This is a genomic window from Achromobacter sp. KK8 (assembly GCF_054188005.1).
Window position 1 is genome coordinate 1,810,601 of record NZ_CM135178.1, and the last position, 15,420, is coordinate 1,826,020.

Sequence of the window (15,420 nt, forward strand, 5' to 3'; positions counted from 1 at the left end):
GGTTCCAGAGAGCCGCACGGCGCGGCCCAGTGCCCGTAAGATATCCGGGACCCGCGCTATCCAGTGACGTCATGTATTCCCTTCAATGTTGCCTGCAAGGAACCAGTGAGGTCGCCACGCCAACTCCCGCCAGGCCATTGCCACTTACATTGCCTCCATCCGCTACCGCGGCGTCGGGCGTGGATCGCGTTGAATGGTGTAGCGAAGAAGATGGTTCATGCGCCGGAGGGCGGGGATCGCGAGCATGATGCCGATGGATATTCTCGACAGCAGGGAAAACCGCGCGACGTCATCGCGGCGATAGCAGTCGGCCTCTTCGGCCAGTTTCAGCGGCGGCGCGAGTGCCTCCAGCTCACGCGGGTCGTCGATCCCCCACTTCAACTGCGCGCCGGTGGCGCGCACCGACGGAATGCGCTGGACGAAGCGAACGCCCAGGGAACTGAGCGCGTCACAGATGAATTCCCCGTGTTGAAACCTGGAAACGATACCCCCGAGTAGCGCCCGGACGTCGTCTCGCGACAGGTACATCAGCAGGCCCTCCGCGATTACGAGCACTGGCAGGTCGGCGGGAACCTGCTCAAGCCACGCGACATCCTGGACAGCGGATGCGATCAGGAAATAGCCTTCCTGCATCGCGAAAAGCCGACGCCGAAGGTCGACCACCTCGGGGTAGTCGACGTCGTACCAGCGCACGCCCGGCGCTGGGGCGATGCGGAAGTAGCGCGTATCCAGCCCGCAACCCAGGTGAAGTACGACGCATCGAGGATGGCATTCGATGAAGCGGCGCGCCCATTCGTCAAGATGGTGGGCGCGCATCGCCAGACCGATCATCATGTCGCGGCCGACCTTGAGCCTGGCGAAGTCATAATCGATGCGTTTCACCGCTTCCGCGGCATAGCGGTCGTTCAGGAGCGAGTCGCCCAGTTCGGATTCGCCGGCCTTCGCGAACAGCGTGATCAGCAGGGTCTCCTTCTCCTGCGTCAGGTGCACTTTCTCTGGTTTCATTGCGCTACCCTCATTGATGTGCCGCGTCGTTGGTTGACGGTGCAATTTATCTAGATATAATTTATCCAAATTAAAGCGGCGAAGCTACCTGCTGGATGGTGCGCGAAACAGCCCGTCGTTGCGGATGTTGGCCTATCGATGGCAACAGCGCTGCATGCGTTGCGTAATTTCATATCGATCACTGGAAATTGTAAATAGCATGAAGATGAGCGAAGGTGTTGAATGGGCATTGCACTGTTGCCTGACCCTGGCGTGGGTCGGCAATGACGGGCCGGTGCCGACATCCAGGCTCGCCGCCGCATTCGAACTGCCTTCGCACTATCTGAACAAGTTTCTCCAGAGTCTGGTGCGTGCCGGAATTTTCACTTCTTCGGCGGGCGCCAAGGGGGGCTTTCAACTCGCGAAGTCTCCCGAGGCGATCTCCCTGTTGGATGTCGTGATGGCCATCGAGGGAGATGAGTGGGCATTCCGGTGCACCGAAATCAGGCAGCGTGGCGCGGGATGTCTTGCCAAGCCAAACGACTTCGCGCGTCCCTGTGGAATCGCCGCCGCCATGCAGCGAGCCGAGACCGCATGGAGAAAGGAACTGGCCGCGCAGACCATTGCCGATCTGATAAAGGCATCTCCGCCATCAGGGAGCCAGCGAATGAAGCAATGGTATGCGGGCTATTCAAGCTAGCCGTCGGAAAAGAGGGTTTCCCTCTTTTTTTGGTTCGTTAATCTAGATATCAAATATCCTGATATGAAAATGGAAAACGTCGAGCAATCAAAGCGCTCTCTGGGCTCAACCCTGGTTTTGGCCCTGGGTACGTTTGCGGTCGGTATGGATGCATTTATCGTTTCCGCATTTCTGCCGGAGATGGCGGAAGACCTGTCTGTGAGCGCATCGATGGCCGGCTGGTCGGTCACTGCGTTCGCCCTTGCCTATGCATTGCTTGCCCCGATCATCGCGACGATGACTTCCACGGTGGCCCGGCGCAGGCTGCTTGTGTCGTCGCTGGTTTTGCTCGGCCTTGCCAACATCGCTTCCGCGGCATGTACGACATTGGGGCTTCTCATACTGACGCGGATCGCCGCCGCCGCATCGGCAGCGGCCTACACCCCGAACGCGGGGGCGACGGCTGCCGCCATGGTGCATCCCGGTCAGCGGGCGCGAGCGCTTTCCGTCGTGATCGGAGGGCTCACCGTCGCCACTGCATTGGGCGTTCCGCTTGGCCATGCGATCAGCGTGTTCATGAACTGGCGCGCCTCATTGGCTTTTGTCGGCGTTCTTGCGTTCGCGGCGGCGGCAACGGTCTTTCTCGTGATGAAGCCCATGCCCGGAGGCGCCGCCATCGGTTTGCGGCAACGATTGTCGGTGCTTGCAAAGCCGGGCGTCGTGAGCATACTGATGCTCACGGTTTTCGGGATGGCCGCGGCCTATTCGGCGTACGCCTTCATCATCTCCATCCTGGAAGGCTTTCAGATCCCGCCCGCCAATTTCACCATGATGCTGTTCATGTATGGGCTTGGCGCCTTTTGCGGCAACTATCTTTCCGGGTGGGCTACGGACAGGCACGGGCCGATCATGACGCTTGCCTGCGCATACCTTGTCATGACCTTGGCCCTTGGCGGCCTGGGCCTCATGTCCGGCGGGAAAGGACTTGAAGCGATCTATCCGATTTCTTTCCTGATAGCGTGCTGGGGGGGCAGCAGCTGGGCCCAGTCACCCGCACAGCAGCAAAGGCTGATCAGCCTGGCTCCGCAGGAAGCCAACCTGGTCATTGCGCTGAACTCTTCGGGAATCTATATCGGGATCGCTATCGGGACAATGATAGGCGGCCAGCTGATTGGCCTGGGCGGGTCGTATCCGTTATGGGCCGGGGCGGCACTGGCTGCAATTGCGATGTGCTACATCATGATGTCTGGAAGTACAGGGCGCCAAGGCTCCGATCGCGGATAGAGCTGGGCAGTCGAGCGGCGCCGGGTCGGGCCCCGGGCACGTAGCCGCGCCGGAATCGGGCACCTTGAGAACATAACCTGGGGCTGGCCGGGGATGCCGTGAGCCAGGCCGCGCGCTTCCATCGCGGTCAGCACAGCGACAACATTCTCACGCTGAAACTGGTTCTTGCCACACAGGACTGCAAAAAATATAATGAGAATCGTTTTCATAAACGTGTCGTGGCCATCCTCGTCCCGAACGGCGGCCGCTTTTTTTTATGGCAAGCACCCAGTCCGGTGCGCCTGGCTTGGCCAGCGCGCCGCCCTTGCGGAAATTCCATCGCCTGCGACCCGGCCTGAGCTTGCAGCTTGCTTGCGAGGCCGGTGGCGAGTCGTCGACGGGGTTGGCGACTGTGGACGATTCCCTGCGGATCGTACTGGTGCTCGACGGCAGGATCGACGTCAGCTACGGCCGGGCCGCGCTGAATCTGGTTCGTGGCCAGGGGGCCGACGCGGGTCTGGTGATGCTGCGCGAACCCGAGGAATGCCGGCGTGTGGTGCGAGGGGGAGAATCGTCGCGGCGTGTCAGCATCGGCGTGAGCCGGCAGTGGCTGGAACAGTCGCTCGGCGAGACCGCGGTGATTGCCCCGCATCTGGCGACGCGCTGCTGGAGCGCATCCACGCGGATCCGGCTGCTGGCCGAGCAGTTGCTGAGTCCTCCGCCTATGCCGCGACAGCTGGGCAGCCTCTACCTTGAATGCCGTGCCATCGAACTGGTCATCGAGGCGCTGTCGCATGGCAGGGCGGGCGATTGCCATGGCACCGATCCCATGCCGTTGCCCGCGGCGGTTCATCGTCGTATGGTCGATCTTACGCATTGGCTGCGCCGCCACGCCGACCAGCCCTTGAGCATCGACCAGATCGCGCGCCACATGAATACCACGGCCACCACGCTGCAACGCCATTTCCGGCAGGCGCTGGGGATCACGGTGTTCGACTTCCTGCAGCACGAACGCCTGCGCCTGGCCCGCCACGCCCTGGAATCCGAGGGGGTGAGCGTGACGCAGGCCGCGGCCATGGCCGGCTATGCCAATCCGGGCAGTTTCTCCACGGCATTCCGCCGCCACTTCGGGCTGACGCCGAACCAGGTGCGCGCCCGCCTGTAAATCCCCGCGCGGCCGCGGCGATTGCTGTTTGCGCGAACGATTCCGCCGTTTCCACAAACGACGTGTGCCGCGCTCCCATGCTCTACTTGCCTGAGAACGAATCTTATTTGCTTTCAGGAGAAGTCCCGTGCCCGCCGTCGTCCCGATGCGTCCTCATTCCCGCCGTGTCGCGCGTCCGACCGGGCGCTTGGCTTATCCCTTGTTGGCGGCGCTGCTCGTCCAGGCGGGAACCGCGCTGGCGGCCGACGATGCGGTGAGCCTGGAAGCGGTGACGGTGAATGCCTACCGCCCGGCGGAGACGATCGGAGGGTCGACCAAGACCGATACGCCGTTGCGTGAAGTGCCGCAGTCGGTGTCGGTGATCGAGCGGCGCGAGATGGATCTGCGCGGCGTCAGGAATCTCAACGAAGCCACGCGCTACACCGCGGGCGTGCTGCCCGAGAGCCAGGGCATCGACAACCGCGTGGATGATCTCTACATCCGCGGTTTCGATGCCGGCAGCTTTGGCGCGAACGTGATGCTGGACGGCTTGCGCGCGCCGTCGGACACCAGCCTGAGCTGGAACCGGACGTCCTTCAACACCTGGAACCTGGAGCGCGTCGAGGTGCTGAAAGGCCCGTCCAGCGTGTTGTACGGCCAACTGGCCCCTGGCGGCATGGTGAACCAGGTCAGCAAGCTGCCGACGCCGGAGCAGGATCAGGTGGTGCAGTTGCAGCTGGATAGTCATGGGCGCGCGCAGACGGCGTTCGACCTGGGCGGGGCCAATGGGGACGAAAACGTGCTGTGGCGGCTGGTGGGCCTGTATGGCGATGGGTCCACCCAGATCAAGCACACCGACCACGAGCAGTGGTTCATCGCGCCCAGCGCCACCATGTACTTCAATGACCATGCCACGCGCCTGACGCTGCTGGGGATGTACCAACAGGATCGCGGCGGCAGCACCTTCCAGTTCCTGCCCTACGAGGGCACCGTCGTGCCGGCCGCCGAGGGCTACATCAAGAACACGACGTTCCTGGGCGAACCCGACTGGAACACTTACGACCGCAATATCTGGACCGCCGGCTGGCAGCTCGAACACCAGTTCAACGACGCCTGGAAAGTCAGCCAGAACGCGCGCTACACGCACGTGGACTCGTTGTACCGCGCCACGGTTGGCAATGGCGTGCGCGGCGCCGCGCTTACCAACCTGAGCACGCTCATCGGCGGCCGCATCCTGAATCGTCGCGCGGTCCAGGGCGAGGGCGACTCCGATGCGCAGACCATCGATACGCGCGTGGAGGGCAAGTTCGCGACCGGGCCGGTCGCCCATACCATGGTCGCCGGTTTCGACTGGCAGAAGACGCAGTGGACCTTCCTGCGCCAAGCGGCGGCGGTGTCGCCCGCCGCCATCGCCATCAATGTGTATGACCCCGTCTACACCCACTACGATTTCGAACCGACACTGGCGCCGCAGATGTCCACCCGCGAGACCGATTCGCAGTATGGCGTGTATCTGCAGGACCAGATCGCGCTGGACCGCTGGCGCTTCACGCTGGGCGGCCGACAGGACTGGACGCGCATGGATTCGCTCAATCGCCTGACGGGGACGCGCCAGGTGACCCGCGACGAGGCCTTCACCGGCCGCGCCGGCGTCACGTATCTGTTCGACAATGGGCTGGCACCCTACTTCAGCTATTCGGAGTCGTTCCAGCCGACCGGCGGAACGACGCGTTCGGGCAGCGCCTTCAAGCCCACCACCGGCAAGCAGTGGGAGGCGGGCATCAAGTACGAACCGCGCGCCATTGACGGCATGATCACGTTGTCAGCCTACGAGCTGTCGCAGCAGAACGTGCTGACGGCCGACCCGCTCAACGAAGCCGACGAGGCCTACCAGGTGCAGACCGGCAAGGTGCGGGTGCGCGGCATCGAGCTGGAAGGCCGTGTCACGCCGCTGCGCGGGCTGAGCCTCATCGGCGCCGTCACCCGCATGGATTCCAAGGTGGTGCGCAGCAACGATGGCAATACCGGCAACCGCATGATCCGCGTGCCCGACTGGATGGGCTCGATGTGGGTCGATTACACCTTCCATGGCGGTCCGCTGGCCGGCCTGGGCATGGGCGCGGGCGTGCGCTACGTCGGCCCGACTTATGGCGACCTGGCCAACTACCTGCATATTCCCGGCTACACGCTGTTCGACGCCGCGCTGCGCTATGACGCCGGCAAGATCGGCGGCATGAACCTGCAACTGGCGCTCAATGGCAGCAACCTGGCCGACAAGCGGTATGTGGCCACGTGCTCGGCCGCCACCTCGTGCTATTACGGCACGGGCCGCACGGTCATGGCGACCGCGAGGCTCACGTGGTGAGTGCGGGCCGGCCCATAACTGCGTGGCTGCTGCTGGTGTTGTCGCTGACGGTGGCGGTCTTCCTGCCGGCGTCCGCGCTGGCCGATGATGGATGGCCGCGCCGTTTCGACAATGCCGACGGCACGCGGACAATGCTGGCTGCCGCCCCGCGGCGCGTCCTGTCGACGTCGGTCACGGTGACCGGCACGCTGCTGGCCATCGAAGCGCCGGTGATCGCCAGTGCCGGCAATGCCAACGGCCGTTTTTTCGACCAATGGGCGGCAGTGGCGCGCGCACGCGGTCTCAAGCCGTCATGGCCGGCCGGGCAGGTGGACCTGGAGGCCGCCTACGCGGCGCGGCCCGATCTGATCGTTGTTTCCGCCACGGGCGCGGATTCGGCGCGCGAGCAACTCGACGCCTTGCGCGCGATCGCGCCGGTCATCGTGGTGGACTACAGCCACCAGACCTGGCAGGAACTGGCCCTGCAGCTGGGCCGGGCGCTGGGCACGGAGGCCGCCGCGACGCGCGCCGTCGCCGGTTTCGATGCCCGGGTTGCCGCGGCGCGTGCCCGCTTGCGCGTACCGCAGGGCAAGGTGAACATCATCAGCTATAACGGCCCGGGCACCAACAATCCCATCGCCACGCCGGCCAGCCCGCATGCGCGGCTGCTGGCGGCCCTGGGGTTTCGGATCGAGGCGCCGGATCCGGCCTGGCACGTCGCGCTGGGCCGCCCCGGAGACTTCGTCTGGGCGCCGTATGAAGCGCTGACCCGCTTGACCGCGCAAACCACCTTCGTGTTGCGCGCGGATGCCGACGATGCCGAGGCGATGTTGCGCGATCCGGTGCTGGCCAACCTGCCTTCGGTACGCGCGCGCCAGGTCTATGGCCTGGGCCGGAACGCTTTTCGCATAGATGCGTACAGCGCGGGCCAGATCCTCGACGCGCTGCTCGAACGGTTCGGGACATGACGCCGATGCCAAGGGCGCGCACGCCGCTTGCGCGTCGCCATACCTGGTGCTTGTTGCTGGCCTGTGCCCTCGCGATTGCCTTGCTGGCGCCGCTGAGCCTGATGATGGGGGCGCGTCCGCTGTCGCTGACGACGGTGAGGCAGGCCTTGGCCGCCTTCGATCCGCTCGACAGCGCGCACCTCATGGTGCGTCACCTGCGCTTGCCGCGCACGCTACTGGCGCTGGCGGCCGGAGCGGCGCTGGGCGCCGCCGGGGCGTTGATGCAGACCTTGACCCGTAACCCGCTGGCCGATCCAGGGCTGCTGGGCGTCAATGCGGGCGCGGCGCTTGCCATCGCCGCGGCCACGGCACTGGGCGTCGTGCACGGCCCGGTCGCGCAACTGCTGGCCGGCCTGGGCGGAGCGGCGCTGGCGGGCGCGCTGGTCCATGCCATTGGCGGACTGCATCGCGGGCGCGATCCCCTGCGGCTGGTGCTGGCGGGCGCGGCCATGTCGGCGATCCTGTTTGCCGCTACGCAGATCATCACTGTCAACAGCGACGATCGCGTCTTCGACCAATTCCGCCATTGGGTGGTCGGCTCGCTGCAAGGACGCTCTGGCGCCGTGCTGGCCGTGGTGCTGCCGGCAACCGTGACGGGCGTCGCCCTGGCGCTGGCATGGGGCCGAACCCTGGACGCATTGGCGTTGGGACGTGAGCTTGGCACGACCCTGGGCACGCGGCCGTACCTGGCCTGGTCAGGCACCGCGGCGGCTATCGTGTTGCTGGCCGGCGCGGCCACCGCCGCCGCCGGGCCGCTCGCCTTCATCGGGTTGGCCGCGCCGCACCTGGCCCGCCACGCCTGCGGGTCCGCGCATCGGCGCCTGATCCCCTGCGCCGCGCTGGTCGGAGCCTGCCTGCTGCTGGCTGCCGATACGCTGGGCCGGATGATCGTCCCGCCCGACGAGATCAGCGCCGGAATCATGGCGGCGCTGCTCGGAGGACCTCTTTTTGTCGCGCTGGCGCGCCGTGCCGGTGCTTGCTGACATGCGCGATTCCGTTCCCATGCCGCCGCGGCGGTACGTGCATCGCTTCGGCTTCCTGGCCCGGCGGCGGGTTTTACTCGGTGGCCTGGCGCTCGCCCTGTGCGCCGTCATCCTGGCATTGATTGCCCTGGGGATCGGCAGCGCGGAACTGTCGCTGGGCCGCATTCTCGACATCGCGATCGGACGATCGTCCGCCACGCCCGGTGAGCGCCTGATCCTGGGCTTTCGCCTGCCGCGGGTGCTGACCGGCCTGTCCGTGGGGGCCGCGCTGGGGGTGTCGGGGGCCGTATTCCAGTCATTGTCGCGCAATCCGCTGGGCTCGCCGGATCTGATCGGGTTCACGACGGGCGCGGCCACCGGCGCGCTGTTGCATATCGTGGTTTACGGTCCGTCCACCGTCGGCGCGGCAATGGGCGCGGTCGCTGGCGGCGCCTTGACCGCGGTCGCCGTCTGGCTGCTTGCGCGGCGCCAGGGCGCGATGGGCACGCGACGCCTGGTGTTGGTCGGCGTTGGCGTGGGCGCGATCCTGCACGCCGTCAATGGCCTGTTGCTGGTCAAGGGCGATCTCGATCACGCATTGCTGGCGAACCTGTGGTTGTCCGGTTCGCTCAATGCGCGCGCATGGGCGCATGCCTGGCTTGCCGGCGTGGCCATCGTCCTGTTCCTGCCGCCCGTCTGGTTGTCGGTGCGCCGCCTGGCGCTGCTTGAAATGGGCGACGACGTCGCCGGGCAGCTGGGCCTGCCGGTAACCCGGGTACGGCTGGCGATGCTGTTCTGCGCGGTGATGCTGGCATCCCTGGCCACCGGTGCAGCCGGGCCGATCGCCTTTATCGCGTTGGCCGCGCCGCAGCTCGCCCGGCGCCTGCTGCGCAGCACCGGACCGTCGGTGGGCGGGGCGGCCGCCATGGGCGCCTGTCTGGTGGTGGCGGCCGACCTGCTCGGCCAGCAGACGTTCTGGCCGTTGCACCTGCCCATCGGCAAGCTGACCGGTTTGCTGGGCGGCCTGTACCTGATCTGGCTGCTGCTGCGTCGGGGCGCCCGATGATTTCCTCTCGCGGACGATTACCCATGCAAGATTGCTCTGCATCCCCGCCTTGCGCGATGGCGCTGCGCGCGCGCGGGCTGACACTGGCGCATGACCTGGGCGCGGTGTGCCAGCAGTTGGACCTCGATATTCCGGCCGGACGCATTACGGTCATCCTCGGGCCGAATGGGTGCGGCAAGTCGACGCTGTTGCGGGGATTGGCGCGTCTGTTGGTGCCGCAGGCCGGCACGGTGCTGCTCGACGGCAAGGACCTGCGGCGCTTTGGAGCGCGCGAGCTGGCCGTTCGCCTGGGCTGCCTGCCGCAGGCGCCGCAAGCCCCCGACGGCATACGGGTGGCGGAGCTGGTGGCGCGTGGCCGCTATCCGCACCAGGCGTTCTGGCAGCCGTGGCGCGCGGAGGATGACGAGGCGGTACAACGCGCGCTGGAACAGACGCGCTTGACGGCCCTGGCCGATCGGCCCGTCGACACCTTGTCCGGAGGCCAGCGCCAGCGCGCCTGGCTGGCATTCGCGCTGGCGCAGAACGCGCCTGTGATGCTGCTCGACGAACCCACCACCTACCTGGATATCGCTCACCAGCTGGAAGTGCTGGATCTGTGCCGCAGTTTGAACCAGCGGCAGGGCAAGACCCTGGTGATGGTGCTGCACGACCTGAACCAGGCCGCCCGCTATGCCGATCACATCGTGGCGCTGCGCGACGGAAAGGTGCAGGCCAGCGGCCCGCCGGCCGAGGTCATCACGCCGGAGCGGGTGCGGCGCCTGTTCGGCATCCGCTGCGTCGTGATGGCGGATCCCGTGTCCGGGACGCCGCTGGTGGTGCCCGTTTCCAGCGCCGAAACCGACTGAACCGGTACTCCAAGGAATCTAGCCTCATGTCATCTTCCCCTTTGTGCATCGGCCTGTCGCTGGCCGCCACGTGGTTGTCCGCCTCCGGCTGGCGACGCCCGGACAGTCGGGTCGAGCAACTGCACGGCGCTCCGTTCTACCGCGATGTGGCACGCCGCGCCGAGCAGGCGTGCCTGGACTTCGTGTTCCGGCCGGATGCCTTGTTCCTGGACGTGCCGGCGCTGGCGCGCGGGCCGGGCTTCAGCAGCCTGGATCCGACGCTGCTGATGGCGGCGCTGGCGCAGGATACGCGGCATATCGGCCTGGTGACGACAGCCGCGACCTCGTTCAATCCGCCCTACGTGGTGGCGCGCCAGCTGCAATCGCTGGACTGGATCAGCGAAGGGCGCGCGGGTTGGAACATCGTCACCGCGTTGGACGGCAGCCGGAATTTCGGCGATGCGCCAATGCCGCCTTCGGCGCAGCGTTATCGCAAGGCGCTCGAGTTCACCGAAGTCGTGCGCGCGTTATGGCGCAGTTATCCGCAGGAGGCGGTGCTGGCGGACCGCGAGTCCGGGCAGTACGCGGATGTCACGCGTATCGCGCCGATCGCGCATCGCGGCGAGTATTTCAGCGTCCAGGGACCCCTGAATGTGCCTGGTCGCGCCCACGGCCGCATTCCCCTGTTCCAGGCGGGCGCGTCCGATTGGGGGCGCGACTTCGCCGCCCGCGTGGCGGATGCGGTGTTCGCCGCTACGCCCGATATCGAATGCGGCGTGGCGTTGCGCCGGGACCTGCGGCAGCGGGCGCTCGACCATGGCCGCGAGCCCGCGGCCATACGGGTGCTGCCGGGGTTGAGCCTGTATCTGGCGGCGTCGCGGGCCCAGGCCCGGGATTTGCATCGCGCGGCCCACGCGGACCAGGACCGGGCACGCCAGCGCCTGTACGTGGGAAGGGCGCTGGGCCTGGATCTTGAACGGCTTGATCCGGACCAGCCCATCACCGTGCGCATGCTGGGGCAACCCGGGCCCGACATGCGCAGCCCCACGCACGTGCAATTGCTGCGTCGGCTGGTCGAGCGCGAGCAACCCTGTCTGCGCGAGCTGCTGGCGCGGCCGGAGGCCGCGGCATCGGCGCATTGGACCGTGGTGGGAACGGTCGACGACGCGGTGGCCGAGATCCAGCGCCGGGCCGAGGCCGGCGCGGCGGACGGGTTCATTGCGCTGCCGGGTGGGGCGATGCAGTCGCTGGATCTGCTGCTGGACGGGGTGATGCCGCGGCTGGCGGCGATGGGATTGGCGCGGCGCGCCTACGCCGGCACCACGTTCGCGAGCAACCTGGGGCTGGCCGGGAGTTGCTGCGAGCCAGGCCGCGCGGTTCCCTAGTCGATGACCTTGCCCTGCCGGTCGATGTCCTGCCACTTGCCGCCTGACCACCAGCGATGTTCACCGTCGCTTTCTTCCTTGCAGCCGAAACCGACGCTGGCCTTGCCGTCTTCATAGGGAAAGGCGCAGTCATAGACCGGGGCGACGACGATGGCGCCGGTTTCCTCGTCCGCAAAGCCGATCTTGCCGTTCAGGCGGATGCGATAGCGGCCTTCCTTGGGGTAGTCGGGCCCGTTGTCGAACAGGTAGACCTGGTAAGGCTCCTGCAAATGCTGGTCGACCACGCGAAATCCACCCGCTTGTTTGTCAAGGTAGATGCAGTAGCGAAACGGGTTGCCGGCCACGAAGCAGTCGTCGATCCACTCGGGTTCGATGGCGCGTTGTTTCAAGGTCTGCCGGGCTTGCTCGGCGTCGGGGTCGACGTGGGTTTGCGCGGCGGCCAGGAGCGGCAACAGCAGAAAAGCGAAGCAGAGCGGGTGAAGGCGAGGCATTGCGGTAGCCGCGTCATCCGGCGCGGCGGCTGGGAGGAAAGGGGCCATCATAAGCCGGCTGCGCCCGGCCGCGCAGGGGCGCGGGCGATGCCGCTCGGCATGCCCGCGCCGCCGTCTGGTTCAGGCCGCGGCGGTCGTGGCGTCGCCGCCTTCCATGCCGCCGACGCCCACTGCCGCGCCGCCGCCGTCGATGGCCTGGGCCGTTTTTTCGGCCTCGGCCAGGGCGTCGCGGACTTCGGCGACCTGCTTCTGGGCTTCCTTGTCGTGCTGCCGCAGCTTGCTCTTGAGCATGGCGAGCAGTTCCTTCATGGCCCGGATGGCATCGCGCACGGCCTGGGCGTCGCCCTCGCGGCGCTTCTGGGCGGCCTGCGGCTCGTGGCGGGATTCGGTGGGGGCGCCGGCCTTGTCGTTCCGGTCGCCGGCCGTGTCGGTGTCGACGGACGCGGATGCGGCCTTGGCGGCGTCCGCCCGGGCCGCGGCGGCGGCGCCTTGCGCCGCGGTGTCGGCCGCGGGTGTGTCGGCCGTATCGGCGTCGCTGTCCAGCGCCGTGTCGCTGGCGGCGGCATAGGCCGCCAGGGCGCGGGAGGCGGCGGTCGTCGGCGTGGGCGCGCCGGCGCCCGTGGCATCGGCGCCTTCGGCCGTGCCGGCCGGCGTGCCGTTGGCGTCACCCGTGGCCGGGACGCCGCTCGCGCCATGCACTACGGGCGCGGCCGCCGCACCCGGCGACGCGCCGGCGGCCTGCACGCCGCCGCTGTCCTTGAGGGCGCTGGCGGCCTGGCCGAGCTCGCCGGCCAGCTGGCGCAGTTCACGCAGGATGGCCTTGGCCGCGGCCTTGCCCAGGAACATCAGCATCTTCTTGAGCGTGTCGATGCGCTGCTTGATCTGCGCGACGCGGGCGCGTGCCAGGTCGTGGCGCGACTGGGCCGCGTCGGTGGCCATCTGGAAGGCGGCCTTGCGCGCCTTGGCGGCGCGCTCGAGCGCATCGTCGCTGAGGATCACGCGGATCGAGACGGGTTTGTCCGCGGGCTGCGCGGCGGCCCGGTCCCGCGCCGCGTCCGCGTCGCGCCTGGCGGCGGCAGGGGCGTCGTTGCTGGCGGTGGCTGTGGTCGGAAGGAGGGTGTCGGTGAGCAGGGACTGCATGGAGGATTCCGGTAAGGCGGGACACATGGCGTCGCGGCCGGCCGATGGCCGGCGCTGCGACGGCGAGGTGACACGACATGTACGGCAGGCCGATGCGCATTCTTTAACCGCGCCGGCAGGAATCCGTCCGACACTGCCGCGCTGCCCTGCGGCGGTGGTATCTTCTGCCCCATGTCCGTCCGTGATTCCTCCCTGTCCCTGTCCAGCGCGCCGGTGGCGCCGGATGCCGCCAGCGCCGCCTTGCCCGCGGCCCAACCCTATGTGCACGTGGCGGGCACGACGCGCACCCTGCATTTTTCCGACAAGGTCATCCAGAGCCGCATGTCGACCCTCAGCCCCGATGCGCTCGACCTCGAGTACACACGGATGATGATGGGTTTCGTCCTGTTCGCGCCGGCGCCCGCGGACATCCTGATGGTGGGGCTGGGAGGCGGGTCGCTGGCCAAGTTCTGCCATCGCTACCTGGCGCATTCGCGCATCGAGGTGGTCGAGATCGATCCGGGTGTCATCGCCTTGCGCGATGCGTTCATGGTGCCGCCCGATGGCGAGCGTTTCAGGGTGGTCCAGGCGGACGCGGCCGAGCATCTGCGCGGGCTGCGGGACGCCGCCGACGTGCTGCTGCTGGACGGCTTCGACGACGCCGGCATCCCTCCCGCCCTGTGCTCGGCGGACTTCTACGCGGATTGCCATCGCGCCCTGCGCGACAACGGCATCCTGGTGATCAACTTCCATGTGAACCATCCGCTGCACCACGCCTACCTGGACCGGGTGCGCGCCGCGTTCGGCGGCGCCATGTTCGAGGTGGTGGACGATGACATGACCAACAGCATCGTGTTCGCCTGCAAGGGCGACCTGCTGGACGATCCGGCGGCGGCCGACCTGAAGCGGCCGGCGGTCATTCCCAAGGACGCCTGGCGCCAGTTGATGCCCACCCTGCGCGTCATCGGCGCGACCCGCGAACTGAAGTGACGCGGCGTGGTTTTTCCGGCGTTCGCTAACGTCCGGTAGCGCGCGGCGGGGTTTTGTTGCACATGGCGAGCCTGCGTCCGTAGCCGCCTTGCTAGCATCCACGCTTTTCCCGCACCGCCAGGATCCTTTCCATGAGCATCTTCTCCCGTTTTTTCGGTCGCGCCGAATCGTCCGCCGACACCGTCGCCCTGACGGCCAATCCCGACATGAAGGATGGCCCGAGCCTGCAGGTCGTGTTCGCCGCGCCGCTGGCGCCGCAGGCCGATGCGCTGGCGGCGGCGCTGCGCGCCTATCACCCCGAGATGCGCGAGGCGCGCGCGGAGATCGAACCGGACATGCCGGAATTGCTGGCCCTGGTCGGCTGGGGCAAGCACGTGGTGCGCCTGGTGGGTTTCAACGCGCCCTTCCCCCAGGATGCGCTGGAGGCGTGCGTGGCGCCGGCGCACTATCCCGCCGAGGTCAAGGAGCAGGTGCGCGGCCACGTCAGCCATGTGCTGCTCTACTACGCCGGCTTCGAGACGGACCCGCTGGAGCAGTACGTGGCGCTGGCGGCGGTGGCCGGGGCGCTGACTGGATTGCAGGCCGTCGCGGTGTTGAACGAGGATGCCCACACGTCACTGCCGGCGGGGGTGTTCTCGCGCGAGTCGATGGGCGACGAGAGCCTGGAACTGCTGCGTTCGCTGCCCTTGAACATGCTGTACTGCGGCTTCGTGAAGTACGAGGTGGAAGGCGTGCAAGGCGTGTGGATGCGCACCTATGGCGCCGGCCGCTTCGGGCTGCCGGACTTCGCCGTGCTGGCCGAGGGCCATCACCAGGGCGAGCAGTATTCGAACATGTTCAACAACATCATGGCGTACCTGCTCGACAGCGGCGCCGAGCTGGCCGCCGGCCACACCATGCAGATCGGCGAGGACCGTTACATGAAGCTGCGCGAACCGCTGGAGGCCGAGTATTTCCTGCACGGCCCGCAGGCGGTGCTGGTGACGGAGATCATCGACGCCTCGCAGATCAACAAGCCGGCCGACGCCCAGGACGACTGACGGACCTACCGGCCGGCTCTTGGGCAACGGTTCGAGAGGGGGCGCTCATGAGGGAGCGCGCCCCGGCAAAAAGAGTGCCGGCACGGTGCCAATGCCCGAAAAATCTGACTCGTCCGTACGCG

General features: G+C 67.2%; 15 protein-coding genes. 12 read left to right on the forward strand and 3 right to left on the reverse strand.

Annotated elements, in window-relative coordinates; all coding sequences use genetic code 11:
- Window positions 1-162 precede the first annotated feature (162 nt).
- On the reverse strand, window positions 163-1,005 hold the full coding sequence (locus tag ACVN9Z_RS08395) for a class I SAM-dependent methyltransferase (RefSeq protein WP_150101857.1): 843 nt from the start codon (window positions 1,003-1,005) through the stop codon (window positions 163-165).
- 199 nt (window positions 1,006-1,204) lie between these two features.
- Here ACVN9Z_RS08395 and ACVN9Z_RS08400 point away from each other — a divergent pair, with 199 nt between their 5' ends.
- The 10 genes from ACVN9Z_RS08400 (at window position 1,205) to ACVN9Z_RS08445 (ending at window position 11,658) form a co-directional block, all read left to right on the forward strand.
- Complete coding sequence (locus tag ACVN9Z_RS08400; RefSeq protein ID WP_024067452.1) at window positions 1,205-1,684, forward strand: RrF2 family transcriptional regulator; 480 nt, start codon at window positions 1,205-1,207, stop codon at window positions 1,682-1,684.
- A 69-nt stretch (window positions 1,685-1,753) separates the two neighbouring features.
- Window positions 1,754-2,947, forward strand: a complete 1,194-nt coding sequence (locus ACVN9Z_RS08405; RefSeq protein WP_238927438.1) for an MFS transporter — start codon at window positions 1,754-1,756, stop codon at window positions 2,945-2,947.
- Between the two features lie 98 nt (window positions 2,948-3,045).
- Entirely contained in the window at window positions 3,046-3,285 is a 240-nt protein-coding gene (locus ACVN9Z_RS08410) for a hypothetical protein (RefSeq protein WP_157140538.1), read from the forward strand.
- A 53-nt stretch (window positions 3,286-3,338) separates the two neighbouring features.
- On the forward strand, window positions 3,339-4,091 hold the full coding sequence (locus ACVN9Z_RS08415) for a helix-turn-helix domain-containing protein (RefSeq protein ID WP_049055328.1): 753 nt from the start codon (window positions 3,339-3,341) through the stop codon (window positions 4,089-4,091).
- A gap of 187 nt (window positions 4,092-4,278) precedes the next feature.
- On the forward strand, window positions 4,279-6,435 hold the full coding sequence (locus tag ACVN9Z_RS08420; RefSeq protein WP_006388114.1) for a TonB-dependent siderophore receptor: 2,157 nt from the start codon (window positions 4,279-4,281) through the stop codon (window positions 6,433-6,435).
- Window positions 6,363-7,382 (forward strand): Fe2+-enterobactin ABC transporter substrate-binding protein, encoded by a 1,020-nt coding sequence (gene fepB / locus ACVN9Z_RS08425; protein ID WP_233256872.1) that lies wholly within the window; start codon window positions 6,363-6,365, stop codon window positions 7,380-7,382. The genes ACVN9Z_RS08420 and fepB overlap by 73 nt, the downstream gene beginning before the upstream one ends.
- Window positions 7,379-8,404 (forward strand): FecCD family ABC transporter permease, encoded by a 1,026-nt coding sequence (locus ACVN9Z_RS08430; protein WP_026384869.1) that lies wholly within the window; start codon window positions 7,379-7,381, stop codon window positions 8,402-8,404. The genes fepB and ACVN9Z_RS08430 overlap by 4 nt, the downstream gene beginning before the upstream one ends.
- A 1-nt stretch (window position 8,405) precedes the next feature.
- Complete coding sequence (locus ACVN9Z_RS08435; RefSeq protein WP_052719220.1) at window positions 8,406-9,449, forward strand: FecCD family ABC transporter permease; 1,044 nt, start codon at window positions 8,406-8,408, stop codon at window positions 9,447-9,449.
- Window positions 9,450-9,472: 23 nt separating this feature from the next.
- The gene (locus ACVN9Z_RS08440) at window positions 9,473-10,294 is read left to right on the forward strand and encodes an ABC transporter ATP-binding protein (protein WP_415270483.1); all 822 of its coding nucleotides are present in this window, start codon (window positions 9,473-9,475) and stop codon (window positions 10,292-10,294) included.
- 26 nt (window positions 10,295-10,320) lie between these two features.
- The gene (locus ACVN9Z_RS08445) at window positions 10,321-11,658 is read left to right on the forward strand and encodes an NtaA/DmoA family FMN-dependent monooxygenase (protein WP_070782195.1); all 1,338 of its coding nucleotides are present in this window, start codon (window positions 10,321-10,323) and stop codon (window positions 11,656-11,658) included.
- Here ACVN9Z_RS08445 and ACVN9Z_RS08450 read toward each other — a convergent pair.
- Together ACVN9Z_RS08450 and ACVN9Z_RS08455 are read right to left on the reverse strand one after the other, a co-directional pair.
- A complete protein-coding gene (locus ACVN9Z_RS08450; RefSeq protein ID WP_024067459.1) occupies window positions 11,655-12,149 on the reverse strand; it encodes a hypothetical protein in 495 nt (164 codons plus the stop codon). The two genes, ACVN9Z_RS08445 and ACVN9Z_RS08450, sit on opposite strands and share 4 nt — an antisense overlap.
- A 120-nt stretch (window positions 12,150-12,269) precedes the next feature.
- A complete protein-coding gene (locus ACVN9Z_RS08455; RefSeq protein WP_054446016.1) occupies window positions 12,270-13,289 on the reverse strand; it encodes a hypothetical protein in 1,020 nt (339 codons plus the stop codon).
- A 171-nt stretch (window positions 13,290-13,460) separates the two neighbouring features.
- Here ACVN9Z_RS08455 and ACVN9Z_RS08460 point away from each other — a divergent pair, with 171 nt between their 5' ends.
- Window positions 13,461-14,258 (forward strand): fused MFS/spermidine synthase, encoded by a 798-nt coding sequence (locus tag ACVN9Z_RS08460; RefSeq protein ID WP_006388122.1) that lies wholly within the window; start codon window positions 13,461-13,463, stop codon window positions 14,256-14,258.
- A gap of 131 nt (window positions 14,259-14,389) precedes the next feature.
- Window positions 14,390-15,298, forward strand: a complete 909-nt coding sequence (locus tag ACVN9Z_RS08465) for a DUF4261 domain-containing protein (RefSeq protein ID WP_054498158.1) — start codon at window positions 14,390-14,392, stop codon at window positions 15,296-15,298.
- Window positions 15,299-15,420: the final 122 nt, after the last annotated feature.

Bases quoted from the DNA above. Each gene is read 5' to 3' on its own strand.
- ACVN9Z_RS08395 (WP_150101857.1), bottom strand. From the start codon at position 1,005: ATGAAACCAGAGAAAGTGCACCTGACGCAGGAGAAGGAGACCCTGCTG.
- ACVN9Z_RS08400 (WP_024067452.1), top strand. From the start codon at position 1,205: ATGAAGATGAGCGAAGGTGTTGAATGGGCATTGCACTGTTGCCTGACC.
- ACVN9Z_RS08405 (WP_238927438.1), top strand. From the start codon at position 1,754: ATGGAAAACGTCGAGCAATCAAAGCGCTCTCTGGGCTCAACCCTGGTT.
- ACVN9Z_RS08430 (WP_026384869.1), top strand. From the start codon at position 7,379: ATGACGCCGATGCCAAGGGCGCGCACGCCGCTTGCGCGTCGCCATACC.
- ACVN9Z_RS08435 (WP_052719220.1), top strand. From the start codon at position 8,406: ATGCGCGATTCCGTTCCCATGCCGCCGCGGCGGTACGTGCATCGCTTC.
- ACVN9Z_RS08440 (WP_415270483.1), top strand. From the start codon at position 9,473: ATGCAAGATTGCTCTGCATCCCCGCCTTGCGCGATGGCGCTGCGCGCG.
- ACVN9Z_RS08445 (WP_070782195.1), top strand. From the start codon at position 10,321: ATGTCATCTTCCCCTTTGTGCATCGGCCTGTCGCTGGCCGCCACGTGG.
- ACVN9Z_RS08450 (WP_024067459.1), bottom strand. From the start codon at position 12,149: ATGCCTCGCCTTCACCCGCTCTGCTTCGCTTTTCTGCTGTTGCCGCTC.
- ACVN9Z_RS08455 (WP_054446016.1), bottom strand. From the start codon at position 13,289: ATGCAGTCCCTGCTCACCGACACCCTCCTTCCGACCACAGCCACCGCC.
- ACVN9Z_RS08460 (WP_006388122.1), top strand. From the start codon at position 13,461: ATGTCCGTCCGTGATTCCTCCCTGTCCCTGTCCAGCGCGCCGGTGGCG.
- ACVN9Z_RS08465 (WP_054498158.1), top strand. From the start codon at position 14,390: ATGAGCATCTTCTCCCGTTTTTTCGGTCGCGCCGAATCGTCCGCCGAC.